This is a genomic window from Flavitalea flava (assembly GCF_054461575.1).
Map to the genome: position 1 here is coordinate 245,185 of NZ_JBTLQH010000002.1, position 23,836 is coordinate 269,020.

Genomic DNA, 23,836 nt, shown 5'->3' on the forward strand with positions numbered 1-23,836 from the left:
TTTGGCAAAAACACAGAAAGCGGCAATACCAAAAAAGACTGATTATACCATAGTAAAATCAGAAGGGGATATTTTGCTTACGCTGGCCGAACAAACGGCCGGTTTCACCGGAGTGGATTATTTCCGGGAATTGGCCAAATATATCACCTCCACCCTTAACGTACGTTATGCGATCGTTACCGAATGCACCAACGAAGAAAAGACCCGGGTACGCACCCTCGCTTATACAGACCGCCAGGAATTGCTGGAATCGATAGAATATGATCTGGCCGGCACGCCTTGTGAAATCATCATGCGGGGAAAGGGAAATGATTATTTCTGTGCATCCGCCCTGCAAAAACAATTTCCCGATGAGGATACAGGAGGGAACGAGTCCTATATTGGCGTTCCTATTCATCACCCGGGTACCGGTGAAGTGATCGGGCATATAGCCGCCTTCGATCCGGCCCCCATGACCCAGGAACAAAACCAAACGGCGATTCTCAAGATATTTGCAGCCCGGGCCGGAGCGGAGATAGACCGGCTCCATGCCTGGAAAAAACTGGAGATTGCCAATACGGAATTATTATCCCGGTTGAAGGAGATCGAATCCCTGAAGAATCAATTGCAGGCGGAAAATAAATACCTGCAGGAAGAGATCCGGATGAACCATAATTTTGATGAGATCGTCAGCAGAAGCAAAAGCTTTCATAAGGTCTTGCAACAAATCGAACAGGTGGCCTCTACCGACGCTACGGTGTTGATCCTGGGTGAATCGGGAACCGGCAAGGAATTAATGGCCAGGGCGATTCATAATATCAGCAAACGGAGCCGCAAACCCCTCGTCAAAGTCAATTGCGCCACGCTGCCGGCCAATCTGATCGAAAGCGAATTATTCGGCCATGAGAAGGGTGCTTTTACCGGAGCCCTGGACAGAAAGATCGGCCGTTTCGAACTGGCTGACGGGGGATCTATCTTTCTCGATGAGATCGGAGAACTGCCGGTAGAACTGCAATCAAAATTGTTGCGGGTCCTGCAGGAAGGAGAATTCGAAAGACTGGGTAATCCCCGGACCATGCGGGTAAATGTCCGGGTGATCGCCGCCACCAACCGCAACCTGGAACAGGCCATAGAAAAAAAAGAATTCCGGGAAGATCTTTTTTACCGGCTTAATGTTTTTCCGGTCCTTTGCCCTCCGCTCCGTGAGCGGAAAGAAGATATTCCCTTATTGGTAAAACATTTCTGCCAGAAACATGAAACCAAGATCGGCAAAAAGATCACCCATATCCCATCCAGGGTCATGGAAGCCCTAATGATCTATAATTGGCCCGGAAATATCCGGGAACTGGAAAACATCATCGAAAGAGCGTTGATCCTTAGCCGTAAGGAAACCCTGGAATATGGAGATTGGATCCCCATCCAAAAAAAAGGTAGTGGACCCGCTGCCGCACTCCTTCCCCTTGAAACAGTCGAAAAGGAGCATATTTTGCAGGCCCTTCAGAAGACCGGCTGGAAAATAAGCGGTGAGAAAGGAGCGGCGAAAATCCTGGGGCTCAATGCTACGACCCTGGAAGCCCGCATGAAAAAATGGGGGATTAAGCGGAATTAAGGAACATTCAACCACTTTATATCCATGCTTTATTCCCGGGCATTCCGGCTCTACTCCGCCCGCAGATCCCTTACCGGGTTGGCCCTTGCGGATTTTAAACATTGCATACTTATTATGATAAAAGCGGCGGCAAATATAAAAACCCCGACATACAGATATGGCCCTATGTCCTGTCTGATCCTGTATACATAACCTTCCAGCCATTTATCCGTCAACAGCCAGGCAAGCGGCCAGGCCACCAGGTTGGAGATAAGGATCAGCCAGGCATAATCTTTTATGAACAGGGACAGGATATCCGGAACCTTCGCACCCAGAACCTTACGCACCGCCATTTCCCTGCTGCGTCGGGTAAGCGTAAAGGCTACTACGCCGATTATCCCCAGGAAAACGATGACCAGGTTAAGCACTGTAGCAATACCCGCCGCCTTTTTCAGTTGCAGTTCGGATTGATATAAGGACTGAAATTTGTCATCCATGAAAAAATATTCGAAGGGAGCCGAAGGAGAAATAGTTCTCCATTTTTGCCGGATGGCCTCTACGGCATCTGCCATAGCCGGGGTATTTAATTTAACCGTCAGGTAGCGGTAATTCCGGCCATCCTTTACATGCGTAAAAGCCAATGGTTCTATCTGGTTATGCAGACTTGAATAATGATAGTCCTTTACTACCCCAGCTACCGTTAATGTCGCCTTTGCCGAAGGAAATTCTATCTGTTTGCCCGTCGCCTCTCCCGGAGTCAGGCCCAGGGCCTTTACTGCCGATTCATTCAGGACGATCTGACCCGATATAAAAGTTCCGGTCTGATAAAAGAAAGAACCTTCTTTTACCTCCAGACCAAAGGTCCTGGCATAATCCTCATCCGCATTAATGGAGGATAACATAAATGGCTGATTGCCACCTTTCCCATAGGGTAGCAGGCCGATCGTAACCGGAGGTTTCCGTTCAGGAATTTCAAAAGACAGGGAAGCACTCTTTATCGCCGGCAACTGTAATAAACTCTTTTTAATATTTTCCATTTTGCTTACGCCCACCGAATCCCATTGTTTAGGATAAGCGCCTAAAACCAACACCTGTTCCTTATGATAGCCAAGATCTTTATTGAACACAAAACTGATCTGCCGGGAAACATTCAGGGCAATGATAAAAACCAGGATGGCGAGCGTAAATTGCAGAATCAGCATGGACTTTCTCAGGTATACGCCGCCCTTTGCGGTATCTGCTTTTCCTTTTATGGCATTGACTACATTCGAGGAACTCATAATAAATGCCGGGTAAATACCGGCCATAAGCCCGATGATCCCCACCAAACCCGATAACGCCAAAAAACTGATCCCTGAAAATTCCAGGATGGCAGGCAGGCTCGTATTTAATACGGCATCAAAAAAGGGTCTTAGCATCTGGTAGCCGGCCAGGGATAAAAGCGCCGCCAGTAAAGTAAGTATCCATGCTTCGGTCATGAATTGCAGGATCAGTTGTTTTTTTCGACTCCCGAAAACTTTCCGTAAGCCGATTTCTTTTAACCGGTAAGAAGAGGTGCCGATATTGAGACAGATAAAATTGATAATGGCCATCACCAATATGAAAAAGGCGATCAGGGAAAGGGTCGCTATCATTTTCTGAACGGATGCATTGTTGTCCCTGATATAATAATTGTTTATGGAAGCTAATTCCACGGTAAGGTTTTCCGGAACGGGAGACTTCGTATATTTTGCCAGAGTTTGTTTGAAGGGAACTTCCAGGTCTTTGGGTCGAACCCCCGGTTGTAACTCGATCAGCCCGATCTCATAGGCCCCACCCCAGGATTGGGCGGGATCGCCTCCCTGATAGAAACGGTTCCCTATGGAAGGCACGAATATATTGTAATTCGTACCGATCAATCCGGTTACGGAATTATAGGAAATGTCCCTTAGCACTGCCGAGATCCTGTATATTTGTTCTTCTCCATTCAAGGTAGTCTCCATGCTGAAGGTAAGGCCGAGGGCGTTTTTTTTTCCAAACAATTTTTGCGCCTCCGATTCGGTAATGACTGCCGAGTTCAGATCGGAGAAGGCCCGGTCCTTATTGCCGTACAATACCGGAAACCCGTACATCGTCACCAGGGTTGTGTCGCCAATGGCAATATTTTCCTTATAATGTTCATTGCCCACGGACACGGCGGTAGCAACCGGGTTATACCGGTAATAATTTCTCACCAAACGGGGATATTCTTCTTTTATCGTTTGTGCAAGGGGCCCGAAGGTTGTAAATTCCAGACCCATATCCTTAACCTTCCAATTGCTTTTTATTAGGTAATGGTCGGCAACATTGCTGAGACTTCCGTTTACTTTTTCCTGCCCGATAACATATACCCCTATGATCAGGGAAAAGGTGATCCCGATCGCCAGGCAAAAAATATTGATCAGGGAAAAAAGTTTGTGCCGGATCAAATGACGGATGCCGATGATAAAGAAGTTCTTGAGCATATCGGGAATGGCTGCCAAAAAAATGCCGGTTTTGTAAGATACTAAAGATCAGTATTTTATTTTACAGGAGATGATTGGAGCGTTCGGATATGATACAATGGGTGTACTCTATTTAATTAACGTCTCCTCCACAGCCAGGATATGATGGCTTTCTTTTTCCTGGACGAAAATTATCACTTTACAATCTTTAGGCGTCAGCCCCTCCGGAATTCTTAGTTCCCCGTCCATTCCTCGCCCACCATTTAATGGAATGGATTGAAAATCACGCACCACATTAATATGCCGCATCAGACGGCCTTCATTTTCCCCTTTCAGTACCTGGCTTTGCGCATGGAGTTGCACGAGGGCTACCTGCAGAATAACATCGATACTGTCGCGAAGAAAATAGCCAACCTTTACTTTTTTTCCATCTTTGGATCTTGCGAACAAGGCCAGCCTCTTGTTGGTGGTATGGGACAGTTCCCCTTCGATGGCTTCCTTCAATCTTTTCTCATCCGACCCCACGAATTGATCTGTCCCGTTGACCACTGCTTGCGGGGTGTATATACTGTTCTGGTGAAAAATACTCCCATATTCGGATTGCCGCTGCGTATAACCGGCACTGCTAAAAACATCCTTCCAGCCTCCTCTATCCCAATAATCCACATGATAACTCAGCACAAAAACTTTTCCCTTATAAATGCTGTCCATTTTGGCCAGAGCCTCGTCCGCAGGAGGGCAGCTGGAACATCCTTCTGAAGTAAAGAGTTCCACAACCGCATAGCCGCCATACATTAAACTGCCTGAAGCTTGACGGTTAGTTCCGGGATGCTTAAAACCCCGATGGACAAAGCCGGTAACGAGAAGAAATAGAAAGGGTAATAACAGCAAAAATGAAAATAGTAGCTTTTTCATGATTCGGGTTAATTATTTCGGGTTGATTATTTTGAGTAAAGTTAAATCATGCTCCGACAGTTATTTTGTAAAAAAGCGACAAACTAAAAATTCCCATCCTATTGTGAAATTCCCAATATATTGGGAATGCCGGAGGGCCCGAAGGTAGATTAGCCGTGCCGGGAGGTTTTCGTAAAACCCTTTACTATCAAGGGATACAATCTTGTTCCTCACCGGTTATTTTTTTCTGGCATGTCGATTGGCTATAGATAGGGTATTAAAGACCGAAAACATGACAAAAAACAAGACAACGACAGGTACACCAAAGGCAATCAGACCTGCGGCAAGGATAATAAGAGAGAGGTGGTTCAAAAAAGAAGTTTTGGAAAACAGCCGGTTATCCCTGGTACAATTCAAAACTACCTGGAGCGGGGCCTGCCAGATCATTGCTCCTGTCTTTGAAGACCTGGCAAAATCCTATTCCGGCGAAGCCGGTTTCTTTTCGATTGACGCAGAGCGCGAAACCGGAATAACCAAAACCTTTGGTGTGCAGGAATTTCCTACTATTCTTTTCTTTAAACAAGGGGAAGTAATAGATCATGCAGTTGGTTTGACGGCCAAGAATATCCTGACCGGCAAGATCGAAAACGCCTTGAAGAATAGAAAATAATCCAATTTTTAAAACACGGCCATATGTTGCAGGAAATAAAGTCATCCCCATACCAGGATCATCCCTTATTCGCCCATCTGAATAAGGAAAAGACGGACGCCATCAGTCCGCTGCTAAAAATAAAGACCTACGCGCGTGGAGAGATATGTGCTTACGGGGAAGGGTCCTACCATAAGATCTGCCTGCTGCTGAAAGGCAAGGTCAAAATCTCCGTTAATGACGAAACGGGCAATGAACTGGCAAAAGATATTCTGACTGCACCCGATATTTTCGGCGATCTGAGCCTTGACGGAAGTGCTTCACCGGATGAGTATGCCATAGCCCTGACGGCAGGAACGCTCGTCGGCTCTTTCCCGATAGCCGATTTTAAACGGATACTGGAAGATCATCCACTGATGGCCATGGATTTTGCGCATTCGGTAAATAAAAAATTGAGAAGACTGGAAGACCGTCATTCCGATCTGGTTTTCCGGGATGCCAAATACCGGCTGATCCGCTTTATAAAAAACTGGGCTCATAGTGATGGCAACCGGATTGGAAACAAAATCATCCTTCCCAATTATCTGACCCATAGTGATATTGCAGGAGTTATCGCCACATCCCGGCAAAGTGTCAATGTTTTGTTCAATGAACTTAGAGATTCCGGTCTTCTTTTTTACAACCGCAAACGAATCGAACTGAATGATACAGGGATATGGCACTGATCTTTATTTATTTGACCGTGTGACCGCATATTGACGCAGGGAAAAGATATGGAGCGTATAGGCCAGCGTCACCAGCAAACCCGGCAGAAACACAAAAGGAAATTCTACGATCAGGGTGCTGGCCGGTTCGTTGTGAAAATAACGGAAGGGGGTCGGCATAGACAATACGGATATTCTTACAATATTTATTAAAAGCAGAAGGCCTGCTATATTATAAACAAGTATCCACCTGGGAGACCAGCTCTTTTTAACCAGGCAATAAAAACCAACCGGGATCGCCAGTAGGCCAGAAAGGACATCGAAATTCCTGCCTTCAAAACTCATTTGCACGGGAAGTAATCCTTTCATAAATAATATCCATATTACAATTTCCACCAATACCCGGAAAGTCTGCAGGTAGATCAACCATTGGGGCGGCGTATTTTTCAGCAACTCCTTTCCGGTCTTTGAAAAGGCTATGGTTAAAACAATCACCAGGGGAATGACCAAGGCCGGGGCAAGCCTTGGGGGAAAACGGGAAAAATCTGCAAAAAAACCACGCAGGGATAATACACTTAGCAGGATGGCCCATCCGGCGACCAACAGGATTGAGGCGGTAAAGATCTTATTTTGTCTATGTCTTTCCCAGGAGGTGCGTCCAAGAACCATCCGTAATCCCCTTAAAAAAATGCCATAAGAAACAACGGTCAGGGTTATAAAAAAGAGCGCCGGTATCAGTTTGGGTTGCATTTGCAGTGTTTCCACAAAGATGATGCGAAATCCCGGTAAGGCAGATAACCAAAATTGCTATTTTTTTATCTCCCGGAAATGGGATGGATACAGTCCCACACGTTGAAAAAAAAGACGACTGAATGATTGGGGGTTGGCAAACCCCAGAGAATCTGACAGATCCGAAACAGGGATGTTTGAGCAGGCCAATAAATCCCTGGCTTTTTCTATCCGCAATTCCTGGATATATTGATGCGGAGTCAACCCATAGGCAAGCCGGAAAAGACGCAGATAATGATATTTGGAAAGACAGGCGGTCGAAGAAAGCGTCTCTAAATCCAGATCGCGGAAAAGGAGGGTAGAATGAATAATATCAATGGAAGATGATAAACGTTTGTATAATTCGAGGCGCGTCGATTGTTTTAGCGGCGGTAACTTTTCTACTTTCCCCAAGATCTGCCGGTGTTGCTGTAGAAGGTACACCAACAGTGAAGATAGCTGCTCTTCAAACAGGAGCTTTTGAAAACCATGCTCCTGATAGGAAACAAGTAAGCCATTGATCAACTTATCAAAATCTTTGTTCCGCCTGTATAATTGTGGAATAAATGAAACAGGATTACACCCGCCCGATGATCCGTTGTCGGTCGTTGCTCCATTATCCAGGACCCTGTCAGCCGGTGTCAGCATGGCATTTAACACCCTATCTGCCAAATAATCCCCGAAATGAATATTGAAGGTTTCGCTCTTTTCAATTTGCAGGGTATATGATTGGGCCTGGTTGCTGATAAAATAATGGCCTTCGTTGACCACCCTTGTATTCCCATCCACCGTACACAAACTGTTGCCCTTGAGATTAAGAAAAAGAGAAAGCGGACCTTTTACATCAGGGCGGTAGCATTCGGTGGCAGAGGTATTAATGATCACGCTCGGAAAGCCTGCTGCACCAAGGTCATGATTTCCCCATCCCCGCCGGTTCGAAAAACCGGAATTTATCTGGTCCTTCAGCCAGCTCAGATTGGGAAATTCATGCAGGATCATACTACAAGTTACGGCGATTTTATGGCTCCTTTTTCCGGATCTTCATCCTTTAGTAATTCATGAACATATTGGTAACGAAGATGATCATAGAAGGAATGTTTGTCAATCAACATGGATACGAGGCTGGCCACCATTCCCGCCAGCATCAGATGAAAGATCACATTATGCCGGTCGGTCATTTCCAGAACCAGGATCGCCGAAGTAAACGGGGTCCGGGTAACGCCGGTAAGCAAAGCGACCATGCCTGAAAGAATAAGCAGATTCGTATTGGTATCCGAAAGATGCATCCAGCCCGATAACAAGGAGCCGATGCTGGCCCCGGCACTAAGGGCAGGTGCAAATATTCCGCCGGCAGCACCCGTTGTAAAAGAACATACCGGCCCTGCCAGACGTAGTAACGGCACATACCAGCTTGTATATTTTTCATGCGTGAAAAGCGCCGTCGTCATTAATGACTTTCCCGAACCCAAAACTTTTTCATCTATAAAAAAGGCCAGGGAAGCCAGGACTACTGCGCAACCCAAAATATAAAATACATGCTGACGGGTAGTGCTGAAACCGGCCTTCCAACGAAAGATATTCAGGATCAGTTTCGAGATCCCGCTTCCGGCAAGACCGGCGATGATAGCCACCAGGATCACCGCAAAAAAGACGGAGCCTGAAAGATGGCTGACATCTGGGTATCCGAGGTACAAATAGGGGCCGATCAAACCCTGAGCCGTCAGACCGGCTATGATAACTGCCGTGAAAAGAGCCGTCTTAAAATAGCTGATATGTGTACGGGTCAGCTCCTCTACGGCAAATACTATACCCCCTAAAGGGGTATTAAAGGCAGCCGCCAGACCGGCAGCAGCTCCTGTCATGATCATATTGCGTTTGGAGACTTTTGGCCACCAGGCCGGAAGCCATTCGTTTACTTTCCGGAAGATGGAGCCTGCGATCTGAATGGTCGGGCCTTCCCTGCCGATTACACCCCCACCAAGGGCCATAGTGAGACTGGAGACAACTTTTATAAAGCAGATCCGCAGACTCAGCAAACGGTTCACTTTTGTATCGTATTTAGGATTAGCCAGTTCCAGGGCTGCCATGACTTGCGGAATGCCGCTGCCTCTGGCGAAGGGTGCAAACCGTTTGACCAGGTACCAGGCGGTAATAAAACAAACCGGGGTCACCATAAAAAGCAGCCACAAATGGGCATGAATGATATAAGCGCTGCCCTCTTCGGCAAGGGCAAAAAGCCGGGCATAAACTACAGCAGCCAGCCCCGTAGCCAGGGATGCCACCCAGAAGGGAATGGCCTGGAGCATATTCTTTTTCAGTTTTTCACTACGGATCCTGTCAAATATTCTCTTACCCGATTCACGGACTTTCCTGATGAATTGCATAGTATTCGGTTGAAGAATAGTGCAAATATAACCATCCCTCCATGCTATAAGACGGATTCAGATTTTTAATAATGTTTTTATTCGTTTTTAACCTTAAAGATCGAGGGACTGAAGTACGGAAAACAGAAAAGGCCAGAAAAGAAGGTAATACAAAAATTAATAAAGAGGATTTACAGGAGGCTTTCTTAACAGGTTGTTTAGTATGAGGCATAAGGCACTATGATATTCAATCTGGCAGAATGCCATTTTCCTTGCGAAAGCAAATCGTTCAGCTTTATTAACCCAAAAAGAGCAATTTAATGGCTATTTTTGTTTGAAAGTTATATTCTTGCATGAAAAGATTACCGATTGGAGAACAAGATTTCAAGAAACTAATAAGCAGGGATTGTGTTTATGTAGATAAAACGGCCATTATACTTCAACTGCTGAAGGACTCTGGAAGCGCCTTTTTCCTGTCTCGTCCCCGGCGATTCGGGAAGTCTCTTCTCCTTTCTACTATTAAAGCATTTTTTGAAGGAAAAAAAGAGTTGTTTGAAGGCCTTTATATCTATGATAAAGTAAGCTGGGAAAACCAGCATCCTGTAATTCACCTGGATATGAGCGGTTTGGAAACCAGGTCTGCTGAAAAATTTGAGGAATCATTGTCTTACCGCATTCTTTTTGAAGCAGAATACGCAGAAATCAAAATTAACTCTTCTTTACCTGGTGATCGTTTATTTGAGCTAATTGATAAAATGTATTCAAAAACCGGCCGAAGAGTGGTAGTATTAGTTGATGAGTATGATAAACCAATTCAGGATGTTTTACCCAAACCTGAATTAGCTGCAGAGATACGTGAGATACTTCGAAATTTCTACACTGTTATCAAAACTAAGTCTGATAAATTGCATTTTGTATTTCTAACCGGGGTTTCCAAAATAGCCCAGGTTTCGATTTTCTCGGGGTTGAATAATTTAAAAGACCTGACCCTGGATAAACGTTATTCAGGTATCTGCGGATATACACAGGCTGAGTTGGAAGCTAACTTTAAAGATTACATCGAACAATTGGCCATTCAACAATCCCTTAATTGGAAACAGGTTTTGGAAAAAATAAAAGAATGGTATAATGGTTATTCCTGGGATGGAAAAACGTTTGTATACAATCCTTTTTCTACCCTGCTCTTATTGGATAGTGGAGAATTTGATCCCCATTGGTTCCGGACAGGAACTCCTACCTTCTTATTGGAATTAATGGAAAAACGACGGGATTTTTCTCCTGTATTGGAACAGTCCATTATAGTCAACCGGGAATTTTCCGATAGTCAAACCTTAGAACGGATGGATACGGTTCCTCTGTTCTTCCAAACAGGTTATTTGACGATCAAAAAAAGAGTTGGAGATAACTATTTGTTGGAAATTCCCAATAATGAGGTCAAGCTTTCCTTATCAAACTTTTTATTATCCCGGTTGACGGACAAACCCGAATACGAAGTAAAAAATCATGTGGAAGGAATTCGTCGGGGGCTTGAACAAGAAGATCTGGATGGGGCAATTAAATATCTTGGACTCCTGCTTGCACATCTAACCTACGATTCCCATCTTCCTTACGAAGCGCATTATCACGCGTTGTTACAACTTACCCTGCTCTTAATGGGTATACCCGGTCAGTCTGAAGTTCATACGGATAAAGGCAGAACTGATTTGATCATAAAACTTCCAGGATTGGTTTATATTACGGAACTCAAATATGCCAAAAACAGTGAATTGCTGGAATCAGCTCTTGATGAAGGGATGAACCAAATCAAAGACAAAAGATATTACGAAACCGAGCTCCACAAGGGCAGAAAAGTATGGCTGCTTGCCTTGGCCGTTTCGCAAGGGGAAATCAAGTACAAGGCTGAGCAATTTACCTAAAAATCAATCATTTACAGAGTCAATAGCCCAGGATCTCCTTAAAATGGATATTTTCCCCCTAAGGCTTGCCTTTTCAGATTTAAATACATATTTTGGAGTGTGCATATCAAGGCTGGTGCTTAACGCTACTTATTATTCCATATTTCCATGAAACTCGCTCCGCAGAAACCGCTTATTTTTCAGAGCCGGCTCAAACCCTTTTCGCTTGCGGAGAAAGGGTCCGTCTTTCAGCAAAAAGCGCAGCTACTGATCCAGAAAATCATTCCCAGCCGTCTTAACTCCCTTCTTTTTCTTGAAAATATCAAAGCCATCGGTTTCACTCCTGCCATGGACGATTATGAAAAAAGGAAACTGGGCATTTTCAATCAACTCAATTTTCTGCAGCTTGTTACCGGGATACTTGTTCCCATTGCAGGCCTGATCAATAATGAAAAACTGCCCGCCCTTGCCTGGGTGACCGCCTGCATTCCTGCCTGTATCAGTATCCTGGTTCTTTGGCTGAATGCGCATTTCTATCATTATATCGCATTGGTCTCCTATTTTGTTCTATACCCCTTTACCACCTGTATCGTTTACCTGAGCGGAATGAACTTAGGGGTGGAATTATCCTTTATCCTTTACGGCATCCTCTCTGTGTTCTTTTTACAGGAGATCAGTGAAATGTTGTTTGCCGTTGGCCTGTCCATGGTCAGCTATTTTGTGCTGGCGGTGGTTTGCAAAAATTATACGTACCAGCTGGCTAAGGTTAATATCTATTTTTATTTTTTTAATCAGCTGCTGGCCATTTCTTTTATTTTCTACGGTCTTTTCCTTATTAAGAAAGAAAACACCCGTTACCAGCATAGCATTCTCCGGCAAAAGGAGGAGATCGCCGGAAATGAAAAACTGCTGCAGATACAAACCAATGAATTAACAGAGCTGAATGCCCTCAAGAATAAATTGTTCTCCATAATCGCTCATGACCTTAAATCACCCATTTACGCCTTGCGTAATCTATTCCGGAATATGCAGCAATACGATCTTCCTGCCAAAGAGATCAAGAGTATGCTGCCGGATATCGTGAACGAACTTACCTTTACGACAAGTCTCATGGAAAACCTGCTGCAATGGGCCCGGAGCCAGATGGATTCCGACGCTGTTAAACCACAGGTGATCGATATCACACAGTGTGTTACCGAAGTAGCGCAGTTGCTAAGATTGCAGGCCGAAGCCAAAAAGATCGAGATCCTCCAGCCAACCGATACACCTGCCTTTGCCTATGCCGACCGGGACATGGTGAACCTGGTCCTGCGCAACCTGCTGTCCAACGCGATCAAGTTCACTCCGGAAAAAGGAAAGGTAACCATCGGGGTTTATAAAATGCTTTCAGGGGTGGAAGTATATGTAAAGGATACGGGTATGGGAATCGCTTCCGATGCGCTCGAAAAAATCAACGAAGATAATTATTACACGACCAAGGGAACCGTTGGAGAATCCGGTACCGGTCTTGGATTGATCTTATCTAAAGAATTCCTGATCCGCAACGGAGGAAAGCTGCACATTGAAAGCGAAGCCGGCAAAGGAAGTATTTTTTCTTTTACGTTACCGGTCAGGGAAGAGGTCATTCCTTTGGGAGAAGTCTTTGACGAATGAACGCATTATTATTTCCATTACATTCGCCTAAATGAAAATTCAATTCTGGTCCATCGGAAAAAATCATGAGCCTTATGTCAGGACGGGGGTGGATGACTTTACTAAAAGGATATCCAGGTATTATCCCGTGGAATGGACGATCATTCCCACCCTGAAGAATGCAGGAATGTTATCGGAAATGGATCTGAAGAAAAAAGAAGGGGCTATGCTCCTGGAATGGATAACAAAAGATCATTACCTGGTAGCGCTGGACGAAAAGGGTAAAGAAATTACGTCCGAAGGGCTGGCCCAATTTATCCAGGCCAGGGCCAATGAAAGCAGGAAAATCCTGGTTTTCCTGATCGGAGGCGTATATGGCCTGGGTGAAGCCATATTAAAAAGGGCCGATCACCGGTTATCCCTTTCCCAGCTTACCCTTCCGCATCAGATGGTACGACTGGTCCTGGCCGAACAGGTCTATCGCGCCTGTACCATTCTGAGGAATGAGAAATATCATCATGTGTAAAAACATGCGTAATAATTGTGCAAAAAAAATTAACAATCTGCACAATAAACCGGGTGTTGACCCTTGCAGATAAAACCTTTATCTTTAGCAAAAATTTCAATGTTCACGATTACCCTTTCTATTATTATTCTTACCTGCCTTGTTTCTGCTTCGGCTTTTAAAAATAACAAAATAATAGATGACCTGATCTTCTGGCCACCGGCAATCAGTATCCGGCATCAATATTACCGTTTTATTACCTGCGGTCTGATCCATGCCGATTTTATGCACCTGGCCTTTAATATGATCACCCTGTACTTCTTCGGCCGGATTATGGAAGCCCATTATATGGGGGAACTGGGATTGCCGCATTACTGGTACCTTATCCTTTATGTGGGAGCGGTGATCGTTGCCAATATCCCTACCTATCTGAAACGTCGTGATGATTATAATTACAGAAGCCTGGGCGCGTCGGGTGGGGTTTGTGCCGTACTTTTCGCCTTTGTACTGCTAAGACCCTGGGCAACTATTTATGTAATCGTGGTGCCTGTTCCCGCCATTATCTATTCCGTACTGTTCCTGGTCTACTCTGCCTATATGTCCAAACGAGGGGGAGATAATGTCAACCATGACGCCCATTTCTGGGGAGCCTTGTTCGGAGTGCTCCTTACGATCGCCCTTCGTCCAAGTGTAGTCCATATTTTCCTGAACGAATTAAGCCAGCCCAGATTTTAGTACCAGGATCTGCCGGGTTTGCGGAGTGATGCGGAAACGATCGTCTATCCGGTACCCTACGACCCAGATGATCTTTTTATTCATTTCCACTACCCAGACTTTTTCCTTTTCAGCCAAAGAAAGTTTGTTGTCGATAAAAAAACGCCCCAGTTTCTTTTTCTTTCTCAATCCCAACGGGTAAAAATAATCGCCTTGTTTCCATTTTCGTAATAATAAGGGAAACCGGATCGATGCTGCATCCAGCAGCGCAACAGGATTTGTCCCCCGGCTTTTGACGCCTGAAGCACCCTTTTTAGAAGAGAGAGTATCTTTGCCTTCTGATTTTTGAAGCAGCTGCTGTAGTTTCTGCAATTCTATTTCGACATCCTTCTCCGGAAGGTAGGCCAATTCCAGCACGCCATCGGCAAAAAACACCTTATCCTCAACGGACTCAACCAGGATATTTGTTGTCTCCTTGTCCTGGTTGGGAGAAATGATCAGCCAGTTGCGGTTTTTCAATACCCGATGGGTGGCAGACCGGATATACTTTCCCGATCCGCTATCGAGTAACCCGATCACCTCGTCTACCTGTGAAGGGAAAAACCCATATTCTTTAATGATCTCATAGATCAGTGTAGACAAAGGTTCCGACTTTTTCAATTTCAGTACCGGAATATGAACATCGTTGCCGCTGATCTCCAAAAGTTTGTTTTTATGTTGCTCAACGGACTGACGATAGAGGGTCTCCACCTCGCGGAAACGGGTAATATTATCCCCCAGATTCTGCAAGGCGCCGGGTACCAGTTCTTTTACCAGCGGGATCACCTGGTGACGAAAATAATTCCGGGTATACTTATCGGATGCATTGGAACTGTCTTCCACCCAGGTCAGTGAATGACCGAGGGCAAACCTGACCAGGTCCTCTTTTTCTGCAAACAGTAGCGGACGCACCAGAATGCCTTTTTTGGGAAGAATAGCCCGCAGACCGGCAACGCCCGTTCCCTTGAAAAAATTCATCAGCAGGGTCTCTATATTATCATCCAAATGATGGGCAGTCACGATATATCGAAGGGCTGATCCGGAGGCAGGACCAGACACTTTTGCTGTGAAAAGGATTTCCTTAAACCAGTTATACCTTAACTCCCTGGCAGCAACCTGGATCGATACTTTTTTTTCCGCAGCATATTTTTCCGTTTCAAAATTCCTGACCAGGACCTCTTTGCCGTATTTTATCCCCAATTGGCGGACAAATACCTCATCCCTGTCGCTCTCTGCCCCCCGAAGAAGGAAATTGGCATGAGCGATTGAAAAATCAAAGCCCTCCTGGTAACAGAGTTCGCATAAAACCACAGAATCCACTCCCCCGCTGACAGCCAGCAGGAGTTTATCTCCGGAAGAAAACAGCTTTTCTTTTGCTACAAATGTTCTGAACTTTGAAAGAAGGTCCATTGAAAAATTTAAAGCGAATGGGAATTATCCGGTTTCGGATTACTGGCCCGAATCAACCGGCTGCGAATTTACCATTTTTTTTAATCTGTCAGGTCTTCATAGACCGCCTGTAATTCGTTATACGCATGCCCATCCCCGGCCGTCTTTGCAGCTGCCATTCCTTTTTCATAACAGGCAGCAGCCTCTTCTTTTTCGCCGGTCCGTTCCAGTAATTTTCCCAGGTGATAATACGATCCGATATATCCGGGCTCATGTTCCAGCACCTGTTCCCATAAGCTGCGTGCCGCTGCGTCCTGCCCGATCTTCACATATTCCAGGGCCAATGCATGTTTAACGAATGAATCCTGCGGACTGTCGGCCAGGAATTGTTTTAATTTCTCAATACGGTCCATATATGGATGAAAATTTTTTTAAAATAATGCCTTGATTATCTTTACAAAACTTATCTTTGTTTTAGTTGCATAAACAACTTTATTTTTCATCTAAACTACCCGGATAATGAAGATATTAGTCTGTATCAGTAAAACGCCGGATACTACGGCGAAGGTAGCCTTCACCAATAACAATACGAAATTCGCCGCCGACGGCGTTCAGTGGATCATCAATCCATACGATGAATGGTATTCCCTGGTGAGAGCTATCGAACTGAAAGAAAAAGACCCTTCCACGGTATTGCATCTGATTACGGTCGGCCTTGCCGATACCGACCCCATTATTCGTAAGGCGCTGGCCCTGGGCGGTGATGAGGCCATCCGTGTTAACGCCGACAGCCACGATAGTTTCTATATCGCTTCCCAGATCACGGAGATCGCCAAACAAGGAGCCTACGACCTGGTATTCACCGGCAAGGAGACCATTGATTATAATGGAGCCTCGATCGGAGGTATGGTAGCGGAATTACTCGATCTGCCCTATATATCGCTGGCAACTAAATTTGAGCTTAATGGCACAACTGCTACCGTCACCCGCGAAATTGAAGGGGGAGAAGAAATCGACGAGGTCAGTTTACCGGTAGTGGTCAGTTGTCAGAAAGGCGTGGCGGAGCAACGTATTCCAAATATGAAAGGAATTATGGGAGCCCGCACCAAGCCGCTGAAAGTAGTCGAACCTACTGCCGTCGAACCCCTGACCAGCGTGGTCTCTTTTGAGTTACCACCGGCAAAGGCAGGGGTCAAACTGGTTTCCGCCGATAACCCGGCCGAATTGATCCGGTTATTACACGAAGAAGCGAAGGTGTTTTAAGCTCCCCCTATAGGGGGAGTTGAAAAAAGACAGATCAATTTTTCAAATCAAAAGAAATTTATGTCAGTATTAATCTTTATAGATCACTCCGATGGGCATGTAAAAAAATCTTCCCTTGAAGCATTGAGCTATGGGGCAAAAATTGCTGAGCAACTGGGAAGCGTTGCCGCGGAAGGGATCCTGCTGGGTACCGTAACTGAAGACCTCGCGGCTTTGGGTAAATATGGCATTTCCAGGATCCACCAGGTGGCCCAGGAAAATCTGAATCACCTGGATGCGCAAGTATACGCGAAAATCATAGCTGAAGCCGTTTCGGCAACAGGCGCCACCGTATTGGTTTTCTCCAATAACCTGAGCGGGAAGGCGGTTGCCCCCCGGGTTGCAGTCCGTTTAAAGGCTGGTCTCGTTGCAGGAGCTGTAGCCCTTCCGGATACTTCCAATGGATTTGTGGTTAAAAAGAATGTATTTTCCGGAAAGGCCTTTGCCCATATCGCCCTGAATACGGCGGTAAAGGTTATTTCGCTGAACCCCAACTCCTACCCTGTTGCGGTTAAGGATGGAGCAGCTGTCGTGGCCCCGTTCCAGACAACTGAAGACCCTTCGAAAGCAAAGGTAAAAGTCATATCCTCCACCCAGGCGTCCGGACAAGTTCCCCTCACGGAAGCTGAATTGGTGGTCAGCGGAGGCCGCGGTCTCAAAGGCCCTGAAAATTGGGGCATGGTGGAAGAACTGGCTAAATTACTGGGTGCCGCAACCGCCTGTAGCCGGCCGGTTGCTGATGCGCACTGGCGCCCTCATAACGAACATGTGGGCCAGACCGGGATCGCTATTGCTCCCAATCTGTATATTGCCATCGGTATTTCCGGCGCTATTCAGCACCTGGCCGGCGTAAACAGAAGTAAAGTGATCGTCGTTATCAATAAAGACCCCGAAGCTCCCTTTTTCAAAGCCGCCGATTACGGCATCGTCGGAGACGCCTTCGAAGTGGTCCCGAAGATGATCGAGGCCGTGAAAAGGCTGAAAGGCATCTCCTAAAAATGCTACGTATTTTTTCAAAGAAATCTGCGGAAAAAGGGCAGCCCTGAGCAGTTTTTTAGTTTTGTCCCAAGGAGGAAACTTTTTGGATAAAATCCCTTAGTTTCGTGAATTATTTATGAAGAAGATCGAACTGGAAATAGTGGCTTTGTCACATAGTATAACGCAAACCCACTCCTATGCCGTAGTGCTGGGGGAAGTTAATGGTTTACGTCGCTTACCTATCGTGATTGGGGGATTTGAAGCCCAGGCTATTGCCGTCGCATTGGAGAAAATGCACCCAAGCCGCCCCCTGACGCATGACCTCATGAAGAACTTTATGAGCGCCTTTACCATTGATCTGCAGGAAATCATCATTTGCGACCTGCAGGAAGGTATTTTTTACTCCAAGCTGGTTTGTGTCAGCGAGCATGATACTGTGGAGATCGATTCCCGAACTTCCGACGCTCTGGCCCTGGCCGTTCGTTTTGGTTGTCCCATTTATACTTACGAGCATATTCTGGACAGTGCCGGTATCCTGATGGAGGACAGTTCCACCAAAAAGAAAAAGGTCGGAGGCGTTACTGCCATGACGACCACCGAAGGCAGCGGTTCCCGGGATGATCTGAAAGGACTCACTATGGACGAGCTGAACACACTCCTGAATGAGGTTCTGGAACAGGAAGATTATATCCGCGCCATTGCTATCCGCGATGAGATCAATAGTCGCCGAAAAGCCAGATAGACCGAACCAGCATGATATTTTTCCCCAATTCCAAGATCAATCTTGGACTAAAGGTCCTTGGTAAACGAACGGATGGATATCACGATCTGGAAACAGTCTTTTATCCCCTGCCCTTAAGGGATGTATTGGAAATCGTACCCGCAGCGAAAATTCAATTCACTGCTGCCGGGCTGCCGGTTCCCGGCTCATCTGAACAAAATCTTTGTCTAAGGGCCTATTCCATGCTCAAAAAAGACTTTCCCGATCTTCCCGCAGTTCATATATATCTGTTCAAACATATTCCCATGGGCGCCGGTCTGGGGGGCGGGTCTTCGGATGGCGCGGCGATGCTGCAATTACTTAATGATTATTACCGTCTACAACTCAGCCAGGAAAAGCTGCTGGACTATGCCGCAGCATTGGGCAGTGACTGTCCATTTTTTATTCTGAACAAACCTTGTCTTGGAAAAGGCAGAGGCGAGCTATTAAAACCGGTCGGAGTGGATCTCTCTGCCTATTCCTTTGCCATCGTGCATCCAGGAATTCATATCAGCACCGTCTGGGCCTTTTCCCAATTGGTGCCTGGCCGGAACGACAAGCCGTTGGAAGAAATCCTTAGCCAGCCAATCGATACCTGGACAGCAGACCTTCTCAATGATTTTGAAGCGCCAATAGTAAATCAATACCCTGAACTGCAACGGATTAAAGATGAATTACGAAACCAGGGCGCTTTATACGCCTCTCTGACAGGCAGTGGGTCTGCCTTTTTTGGGATCTATGAAAAAGGTAAGCTTCCAAATCTTAGTTTTGGACCGGATTATTCAATTTTTCTCTTAACCTAAATGAATTTTTTCGATGCGTGTCGCCGGTTTCGTATTTATCCGCAATGCCATAAAATATGATTACCCGGTCCGGGAAACCATCCTTTCTCTCCTTCCCCTTTGTGATGAGGTGATTGTCAGTATCGGAAAATCGGAAGATGATACAGCTGATCTGATCAAGTCTATTTCCTCCTCCAAAATAAAACTCCATTATACGGTTTGGGACGATACGCTAAAGGAAGGAGGACGGGTATTGGCCGTAGAGACAGACAAAGCTTTTGACCAGGTCAGCGGGGATGCGGATTGGTGTATTTATCTGCAGGGTGATGAAGTAATCCACGAAAACGATTATCCGGTGATAAGGGAAAATCTGGAAAAATATAAAGATAATCCCCAGGTAGAAGGGTTATTATTCAAATACCGGCATTTCTATGGAAGTTATGATTACCTGGGTGATTCCCGTCGTTGGTACAGCCATGAGATCCGGGTGATCCGCAATGATAAAAAGATCCGCTCCTACCGCGATGCACAGGGTTTCCGGAAGGAAGACCACAAACTGCAGGTCAAACCGATCGACGCCTATATTTATCATTATGGCTGGGTCAGACATCCTTCCCAACAATTAAAAAAACATCTGGAATTCGAAAAATTATATAACAGCGATCGATTGGCCAACGAGGTTTCCAGGGGTCAAACAGAGAGTTTCGATTATTCGGAGATTGACTCGCTGCAAAAGTTTGCCGGTAGCCATCCTGCCGTGATGAAAGGGCTGATCGCCAGGAAAAACTGGAATTTTGCAATCGATATCAGCAAAAAAAAATTCAACCTGAAAGGCTGGGTCCTTCACTGGGTGGAAAAATATACGGGTAAACGATTATTCGATTACCGAAACTACAAAATCATCTAATCCCTGTTTGGTCAGGTTTGTAGGGCTAATCTGGGGAAAAATTTGTATTTTGCAACAAACGCATTCATATTATACAAAATCGTCAAATAAATTTCCTGGGTCAAAATCTTGACTTCCTCGATCACAAATGCTGACGATATGATCCTTTGGGAGATGTCCTGATCTCCTCTCAGCCGAAGCCGGCTTTTATTCCTGAACAGCTTATTTTTTTACATTTCTTAATTTATTCGCATGCAAACCCTTTCTGTGTCACCAGTTATGACCGATCTGTCCCGCCATTACCTGGAGCTGGAAGAAAAATACAGCGCCCATAATTATCATCCGCTCCCCGTTATATTGGACCGTGGTGCAGGGGTTCATGTATGGGATGTTGACGGGAAGCGGTATTTCGATTTCCTGAGCGGTTATTCGGCGGTTAACCAGGGACATTGCCATCCGCGGATCATTGCTGCCTTGATCGGCCAGGCGCAGAAACTTACCCTGACATCCCGGGCTTTTCACAGCGATCTGTTCGGGGAATATGCCAGGTATGTTACCGAATATTTCGGTTATGATAAGGTATTGCCAATGAATACGGGAGTGGAAGCCGTTGAAACCGCCATCAAACTTTGCCGCCGCTGGGGTTACCAGGTCAAAGGAATTCCGGAGAATCAGGCTAAGATAATTGTATGTGCCGATAATTTTCATGGCAGGACCAGTACGGTAATCTCCTTTAGCACCGATCCGGATTCCAACCGGCAATTCGGACCCTATATGCCCGGGTTTGTAATCATTCCATTTAATGATGCCGATGCGTTGGCAAAGGCATTGGAAGATAAGAACGTAGCCGGTTTTTTGGTCGAACCGATCCAGGGAGAAGCAGGTGTGGTCGTCCCGGATAAAGGATATTTACAAAAAGCCAAACAATATTGCGCGGCGGCGGGAGTCCTGTTCATTGGTGATGAGATCCAGACCGGTCTGGGCCGGACAGGAAAAATGCTGGCCTGCGATCACGAAGGGGTGAGACCCGATATCCTGATACTGGGCAAGGCACTTAGCGGCGGAGTCCTTCCGGTATCGGCTGTGCTCGCAGACGACGAGATCATGCTGACCATCCGGCCAGGGGAACATGGTTCTACTTACGGAGGAAACCCGCTGGCCTGTAAAGTAGCCATGGAAGCTCTCCGTGTGCTGAAAGATGAAAAAATGATTGAAAATGCAGACGTGCTTGGGGAATTATTTCGCCAGGAGCTCCGGCAACTCAGGTCACCCCATATCCGTTCGATCCGTGGGAAAGGGTTGCTGAATGCCATCGTGATAGGGAATACCAATCCCGGCGCTGCCTGGGAATTCTGTCTGGCGCTCAAAGAAAATGGATTGCTCGCCAAACCAACGCATGGCGACAAGATCCGTTTTGCCCCTCCCCTGGTAATGACCAAAGAGCAATTAATGGAATGTATCGGCATAATCGAAGAGAGCCTGAAAATACTGGACTAGTAATTTACTTTAATATCTGTAAAGGATTCTGGTAGCCAGACCTGCATAGGACTTGCCCCGCGGTTGGCCCAGGAATAATAAGGAATCGCTGTAGCCTTCCTGCTGGTGGTAATCACAGATTTTCCATCACTGCTGATCGTGGCAGCCAGTACATCGAAACGAATCGTGTTCACCCCTCCCAATAACTGAGGATTGAATTGTGTTTCAAATGACGAGCTTGCAGGAAGTATACTATTCCAGATATTTGATTGGAAAGAAGGCTTGTCTCCTGTCGCATTATTTTCCGTTCCATTATCGACTCCTTCCATGCAGTATAATAACGGGCCGTATTGAAGCGCAACCCGGTTGGTATTCTGTCTGATTTCCGGATTGCTGGCGATCCTTCTCACTTCCATCGGGAAACTGACAGTAACCTTGTCTCCTTTTTTCCAGGTCCTGCTCAGGACGGCATATCCCCGGTCCATTTTGAATGGCTCCGGTTTGCCATTAACGGTAATGGCCGGATGGACATCCCGCTGGTCCTTATAAGTATACAAACCTCCGGGAACGGGTTCGTGTAACCATCCCGGTATACGAAGTGAAAGACCGAAGGTTTGTTTGTGTGCAGGATCAACCTGGAACTGAACATTACCTTTCCACGGAAAACCGGTTTCCATTTGTAAGTCTATATCCGTCCCTTTAATTTTTACTTTTGTATGGTTACCGATATATAAATTAACCAGGAGGCCATTGGAAGAGGTACAATAAATATAATTTCCAAGGGAAGCTATCAGCCGGGCGATATTGGAAGGACAACATGCTGTACCAAACCATTCCTTACGAGTATACGACCCCGTTGAGGCCAGGGGATTGCCATAAAAGAACCGGTCACCCGACAACGCAAGGCCGTCCAGGGCTCCGTTATATAAGCTCCTCTCCAGCACATCGATATATTTTGCTTCGCCCGTAAGCAGATTCATCCGTGAATTCCAAAGGACCATCCCAACCGAAGCACAGGTTTCGCAATAGGCATTTTCATTCGGGAGGTCATAGGGAGCTCCAAAACCTTCGTTTCGCGCATCTGCGCCGATCCCTCCGGTTATGTAGAGGTTCCGGTATACGACATCTTCCCATACTTTGCGTATGGCATCCACATACCGCTGATTATCCGTAACAGCAGCCACGTCGGCCATTCCCGAATACAGGTACATGGCCCGAACGGCATGACCCGTAATATTGGTCTGATCTTCCACCGGAACTTTGTCCTGGCAATAAGCCGGGTCTTTCCAGTCATCCCATATCACGCCCTTTCCATAACCATGACCGCGCTGATCGAGATACCATTGTGCCAATTGCAGATATTTTTTATCCGAAGTATGCTGATAAAGTTTCATAAGGGCCAGTTCGATTTCCTCATGCCCTGAGACCCAATGCCGGTCCTGTCTGCGGAAAACAGAATCGATATGATCTGCAAAACGTATGGCTACATCCAACAATTTGCGTTTGCCGGTCGCATCATGATATGCGATAGCTGCCTCTATCAAATGCCCGGCGCAATAATCCTCGTGTTTTTCCATATCCGTCCACCTGTTCTCCAGACCGGTAAGGGTAAAAAAAGTGTTCAGGTATCCATCGGGAAGCTGCGCCGCCGCAATTTTATCGATCCACTCATCTGCTTTTTTTTCTATCGCCGGGTCCGGATGATTACGCAGGGAATAGGCCATCGCCTCAATGGCCTTGTATACATCGGAGTCGTCAAAATAGATACCTTCGTGTTTCTCTCCTTTTTTCCGGGCTACCTTCTCAAAATTACGGATGCGCCCCGTCTTGTTCTCCGTATATTCTATACAAGCCTGCAAAGTAGCCGTAGCAACACTGTTCATGCGCGGTGCCCAGAACCCGTCGGTAATGGTGACCTGGGAGAAATTCACCGGGTTAAGCTTTACCAGGGTATTTTGAGAAACATTCAGGCCCTTTTGCGCTGACGTAAAAAAGGGCGCGGCGTTAGCCAGGACAAGAAAAATACCACAGGAAAATGCATTCTTTTTTGTCAATACTTTCATTTTATTTT

Annotated in this window: 21 protein-coding genes; 13 read left to right on the plus strand and 8 right to left on the minus strand. The window is 46.0% G+C overall.

Annotated elements, in window-relative coordinates; translation table 11 throughout:
* Position 1: 1 nt before the first annotated feature.
* On the plus strand, positions 2 to 1,588 hold the full coding sequence (locus ACX0G9_RS03530) for a sigma-54 interaction domain-containing protein (protein WP_459063468.1): 1,587 nt from the start codon (positions 2 to 4) through the stop codon (positions 1,586 to 1,588).
* Between the two features lie 50 nt (positions 1,589 to 1,638).
* Here ACX0G9_RS03530 and ACX0G9_RS03535 read toward each other — a convergent pair whose 3' ends face one another.
* Together ACX0G9_RS03535 and ACX0G9_RS03540 are read right to left on the minus strand one after the other, a co-directional pair.
* Positions 1,639 to 4,068, minus strand: coding sequence for an ABC transporter permease (locus ACX0G9_RS03535; protein ID WP_459063469.1), 2,430 nt, complete (start codon positions 4,066 to 4,068; stop codon positions 1,639 to 1,641).
* Between the two features lie 90 nt (positions 4,069 to 4,158).
* Positions 4,159 to 4,944: a DUF1223 domain-containing protein gene (locus tag ACX0G9_RS03540; RefSeq protein ID WP_459063470.1), complete on the minus strand. Its 786-nt coding sequence runs from the start codon at positions 4,942 to 4,944 to the stop codon at positions 4,159 to 4,161.
* A 271-nt stretch (positions 4,945 to 5,215) separates the two neighbouring features.
* On the opposite strand from ACX0G9_RS03540, the gene ACX0G9_RS03545 reads away from it, so the two are divergent.
* Both ACX0G9_RS03545 and ACX0G9_RS03550 read left to right on the plus strand, forming a co-directional pair.
* Positions 5,216 to 5,593 carry a thioredoxin family protein gene (locus ACX0G9_RS03545; protein ID WP_459063471.1) on the plus strand — a complete coding sequence of 126 codons (378 nt, stop codon included), beginning with the start codon at positions 5,216 to 5,218 and terminating at the stop codon, positions 5,591 to 5,593.
* A 23-nt stretch (positions 5,594 to 5,616) separates the two neighbouring features.
* Positions 5,617 to 6,297, plus strand: coding sequence for a Crp/Fnr family transcriptional regulator (locus tag ACX0G9_RS03550; protein WP_459063472.1), 681 nt, complete (start codon positions 5,617 to 5,619; stop codon positions 6,295 to 6,297).
* A gap of 3 nt (positions 6,298 to 6,300) precedes the next feature.
* Here the strand turns inward: ACX0G9_RS03550 and ACX0G9_RS03555 are convergent, their stop codons facing one another.
* Genes ACX0G9_RS03555 through ACX0G9_RS03565 form a run of 3 tightly spaced genes read right to left on the minus strand, consistent with a single transcriptional unit; the run spans position 6,301 to position 9,428 of the window.
* Positions 6,301 to 7,026, minus strand: coding sequence for a hypothetical protein (locus tag ACX0G9_RS03555; protein WP_459063473.1), 726 nt, complete (start codon positions 7,024 to 7,026; stop codon positions 6,301 to 6,303).
* A gap of 57 nt (positions 7,027 to 7,083) precedes the next feature.
* The gene (locus ACX0G9_RS03560; protein ID WP_459063474.1) at positions 7,084 to 8,043 is read right to left on the minus strand and encodes a helix-turn-helix domain-containing protein; all 960 of its coding nucleotides are present in this window, start codon (positions 8,041 to 8,043) and stop codon (positions 7,084 to 7,086) included.
* A gap of 8 nt (positions 8,044 to 8,051) precedes the next feature.
* Positions 8,052 to 9,428 carry a chloride channel protein gene (locus ACX0G9_RS03565; RefSeq protein ID WP_459063475.1) on the minus strand — a complete coding sequence of 459 codons (1,377 nt, stop codon included), beginning with the start codon at positions 9,426 to 9,428 and terminating at the stop codon, positions 8,052 to 8,054.
* Positions 9,429 to 9,760: 332 nt separating this feature from the next.
* Between ACX0G9_RS03565 and ACX0G9_RS03570 the strand changes: the two genes are divergently transcribed.
* The 4 genes from ACX0G9_RS03570 to ACX0G9_RS03585 all read left to right on the plus strand — a co-directional run bounded on the left by ACX0G9_RS03570 (position 9,761) and on the right by ACX0G9_RS03585 (position 14,174).
* Positions 9,761 to 11,323 (plus strand): ATP-binding protein, encoded by a 1,563-nt coding sequence (locus ACX0G9_RS03570; protein ID WP_459063476.1) that lies wholly within the window; start codon positions 9,761 to 9,763, stop codon positions 11,321 to 11,323.
* Positions 11,324 to 11,470: 147 nt separating this feature from the next.
* Positions 11,471 to 12,955 carry a sensor histidine kinase gene (locus ACX0G9_RS03575; protein ID WP_459063477.1) on the plus strand — a complete coding sequence of 495 codons (1,485 nt, stop codon included), beginning with the start codon at positions 11,471 to 11,473 and terminating at the stop codon, positions 12,953 to 12,955.
* 31 nt (positions 12,956 to 12,986) lie between these two features.
* Positions 12,987 to 13,460 (plus strand): 23S rRNA (pseudouridine(1915)-N(3))-methyltransferase RlmH, encoded by a 474-nt coding sequence (locus ACX0G9_RS03580; RefSeq protein WP_459063478.1) that lies wholly within the window; start codon positions 12,987 to 12,989, stop codon positions 13,458 to 13,460.
* 99 nt (positions 13,461 to 13,559) lie between these two features.
* Positions 13,560 to 14,174, plus strand: coding sequence for a rhomboid family intramembrane serine protease (locus ACX0G9_RS03585; protein ID WP_459063479.1), 615 nt, complete (start codon positions 13,560 to 13,562; stop codon positions 14,172 to 14,174).
* Here the strand turns inward: ACX0G9_RS03585 and tilS are convergent.
* Together tilS and ACX0G9_RS03595 are read right to left on the minus strand one after the other, a co-directional pair.
* Positions 14,154 to 15,602 carry a tRNA lysidine(34) synthetase TilS gene (tilS, locus tag ACX0G9_RS03590; RefSeq protein WP_459063480.1) on the minus strand — a complete coding sequence of 483 codons (1,449 nt, stop codon included), beginning with the start codon at positions 15,600 to 15,602 and terminating at the stop codon, positions 14,154 to 14,156. The two genes, ACX0G9_RS03585 and tilS, sit on opposite strands and share 21 nt — an antisense overlap.
* 80 nt (positions 15,603 to 15,682) lie before the next feature.
* Positions 15,683 to 15,994, minus strand: coding sequence for a hypothetical protein (locus ACX0G9_RS03595; RefSeq protein ID WP_459063481.1), 312 nt, complete (start codon positions 15,992 to 15,994; stop codon positions 15,683 to 15,685).
* Positions 15,995 to 16,100: 106 nt separating this feature from the next.
* Between ACX0G9_RS03595 and ACX0G9_RS03600 the strand changes: the two genes are divergently transcribed.
* From ACX0G9_RS03600 to rocD, 6 genes are all read left to right on the plus strand, one after another.
* Positions 16,101 to 16,844 (plus strand): electron transfer flavoprotein subunit beta/FixA family protein, encoded by a 744-nt coding sequence (locus tag ACX0G9_RS03600; RefSeq protein ID WP_459063482.1) that lies wholly within the window; start codon positions 16,101 to 16,103, stop codon positions 16,842 to 16,844.
* A 60-nt stretch (positions 16,845 to 16,904) separates the two neighbouring features.
* A complete protein-coding gene (locus ACX0G9_RS03605) occupies positions 16,905 to 17,879 on the plus strand; it encodes an electron transfer flavoprotein subunit alpha/FixB family protein (protein ID WP_459063483.1) in 975 nt (324 codons plus the stop codon).
* A gap of 118 nt (positions 17,880 to 17,997) precedes the next feature.
* Positions 17,998 to 18,603 carry a bifunctional nuclease family protein gene (locus tag ACX0G9_RS03610; protein WP_459063484.1) on the plus strand — a complete coding sequence of 202 codons (606 nt, stop codon included), beginning with the start codon at positions 17,998 to 18,000 and terminating at the stop codon, positions 18,601 to 18,603.
* An 11-nt stretch (positions 18,604 to 18,614) separates the two neighbouring features.
* A complete protein-coding gene (gene ispE, locus ACX0G9_RS03615) occupies positions 18,615 to 19,424 on the plus strand; it encodes a 4-(cytidine 5'-diphospho)-2-C-methyl-D-erythritol kinase (protein ID WP_459063485.1) in 810 nt (269 codons plus the stop codon).
* A 13-nt stretch (positions 19,425 to 19,437) separates the two neighbouring features.
* Positions 19,438 to 20,310: a glycosyltransferase family protein gene (locus ACX0G9_RS03620; protein WP_459063486.1), complete on the plus strand. Its 873-nt coding sequence runs from the start codon at positions 19,438 to 19,440 to the stop codon at positions 20,308 to 20,310.
* 231 nt (positions 20,311 to 20,541) lie between these two features.
* A complete protein-coding gene (gene rocD / locus ACX0G9_RS03625; RefSeq protein ID WP_459063487.1) occupies positions 20,542 to 21,786 on the plus strand; it encodes an ornithine--oxo-acid transaminase in 1,245 nt (414 codons plus the stop codon).
* Here the strand turns inward: rocD and ACX0G9_RS03630 are convergent.
* A complete protein-coding gene (locus tag ACX0G9_RS03630) occupies positions 21,783 to 23,828 on the minus strand; it encodes a glycoside hydrolase family 127 protein (protein ID WP_459063488.1) in 2,046 nt (681 codons plus the stop codon). The two genes, rocD and ACX0G9_RS03630, sit on opposite strands and share 4 nt — an antisense overlap.
* Between the last annotated feature and the right edge of the window lie 8 nt (positions 23,829 to 23,836).

Excerpts from the sequence above, each read along its gene's own strand:
- ACX0G9_RS03605 (WP_459063483.1), top strand. The coding sequence starts at position 16,905 with ATGTCAGTATTAATCTTTATAGATCACTCCGATGGGCATGTAAAAAAA.
- ACX0G9_RS03630 (WP_459063488.1), bottom strand. The coding sequence starts at position 23,828 with ATGAAAGTATTGACAAAAAAGAATGCATTTTCCTGTGGTATTTTTCTT.
- ACX0G9_RS03555 (WP_459063473.1), bottom strand. The coding sequence starts at position 7,026 with ATGCAACCCAAACTGATACCGGCGCTCTTTTTTATAACCCTGACCGTT.
- rocD (WP_459063487.1), top strand. The coding sequence starts at position 20,542 with ATGCAAACCCTTTCTGTGTCACCAGTTATGACCGATCTGTCCCGCCAT.
- ACX0G9_RS03575 (WP_459063477.1), top strand. The coding sequence starts at position 11,471 with ATGAAACTCGCTCCGCAGAAACCGCTTATTTTTCAGAGCCGGCTCAAA.
- ACX0G9_RS03610 (WP_459063484.1), top strand. The coding sequence starts at position 17,998 with ATGAAGAAGATCGAACTGGAAATAGTGGCTTTGTCACATAGTATAACG.
- ACX0G9_RS03595 (WP_459063481.1), bottom strand. The coding sequence starts at position 15,994 with ATGGACCGTATTGAGAAATTAAAACAATTCCTGGCCGACAGTCCGCAG.
- ACX0G9_RS03600 (WP_459063482.1), top strand. The coding sequence starts at position 16,101 with ATGAAGATATTAGTCTGTATCAGTAAAACGCCGGATACTACGGCGAAG.
- tilS (WP_459063480.1), bottom strand. The coding sequence starts at position 15,602 with ATGGACCTTCTTTCAAAGTTCAGAACATTTGTAGCAAAAGAAAAGCTG.
- ACX0G9_RS03580 (WP_459063478.1), top strand. The coding sequence starts at position 12,987 with ATGAAAATTCAATTCTGGTCCATCGGAAAAAATCATGAGCCTTATGTC.
- ACX0G9_RS03540 (WP_459063470.1), bottom strand. The coding sequence starts at position 4,944 with ATGAAAAAGCTACTATTTTCATTTTTGCTGTTATTACCCTTTCTATTT.
- ACX0G9_RS03585 (WP_459063479.1), top strand. The coding sequence starts at position 13,560 with ATGTTCACGATTACCCTTTCTATTATTATTCTTACCTGCCTTGTTTCT.
- ACX0G9_RS03620 (WP_459063486.1), top strand. The coding sequence starts at position 19,438 with ATGCGTGTCGCCGGTTTCGTATTTATCCGCAATGCCATAAAATATGAT.
- ACX0G9_RS03570 (WP_459063476.1), top strand. The coding sequence starts at position 9,761 with ATGAAAAGATTACCGATTGGAGAACAAGATTTCAAGAAACTAATAAGC.
- ACX0G9_RS03550 (WP_459063472.1), top strand. The coding sequence starts at position 5,617 with ATGTTGCAGGAAATAAAGTCATCCCCATACCAGGATCATCCCTTATTC.
- ACX0G9_RS03565 (WP_459063475.1), bottom strand. The coding sequence starts at position 9,428 with ATGCAATTCATCAGGAAAGTCCGTGAATCGGGTAAGAGAATATTTGAC.
- ACX0G9_RS03560 (WP_459063474.1), bottom strand. The coding sequence starts at position 8,043 with ATGATCCTGCATGAATTTCCCAATCTGAGCTGGCTGAAGGACCAGATA.
- ispE (WP_459063485.1), top strand. The coding sequence starts at position 18,615 with ATGATATTTTTCCCCAATTCCAAGATCAATCTTGGACTAAAGGTCCTT.
- ACX0G9_RS03545 (WP_459063471.1), top strand. The coding sequence starts at position 5,216 with ATGACAAAAAACAAGACAACGACAGGTACACCAAAGGCAATCAGACCT.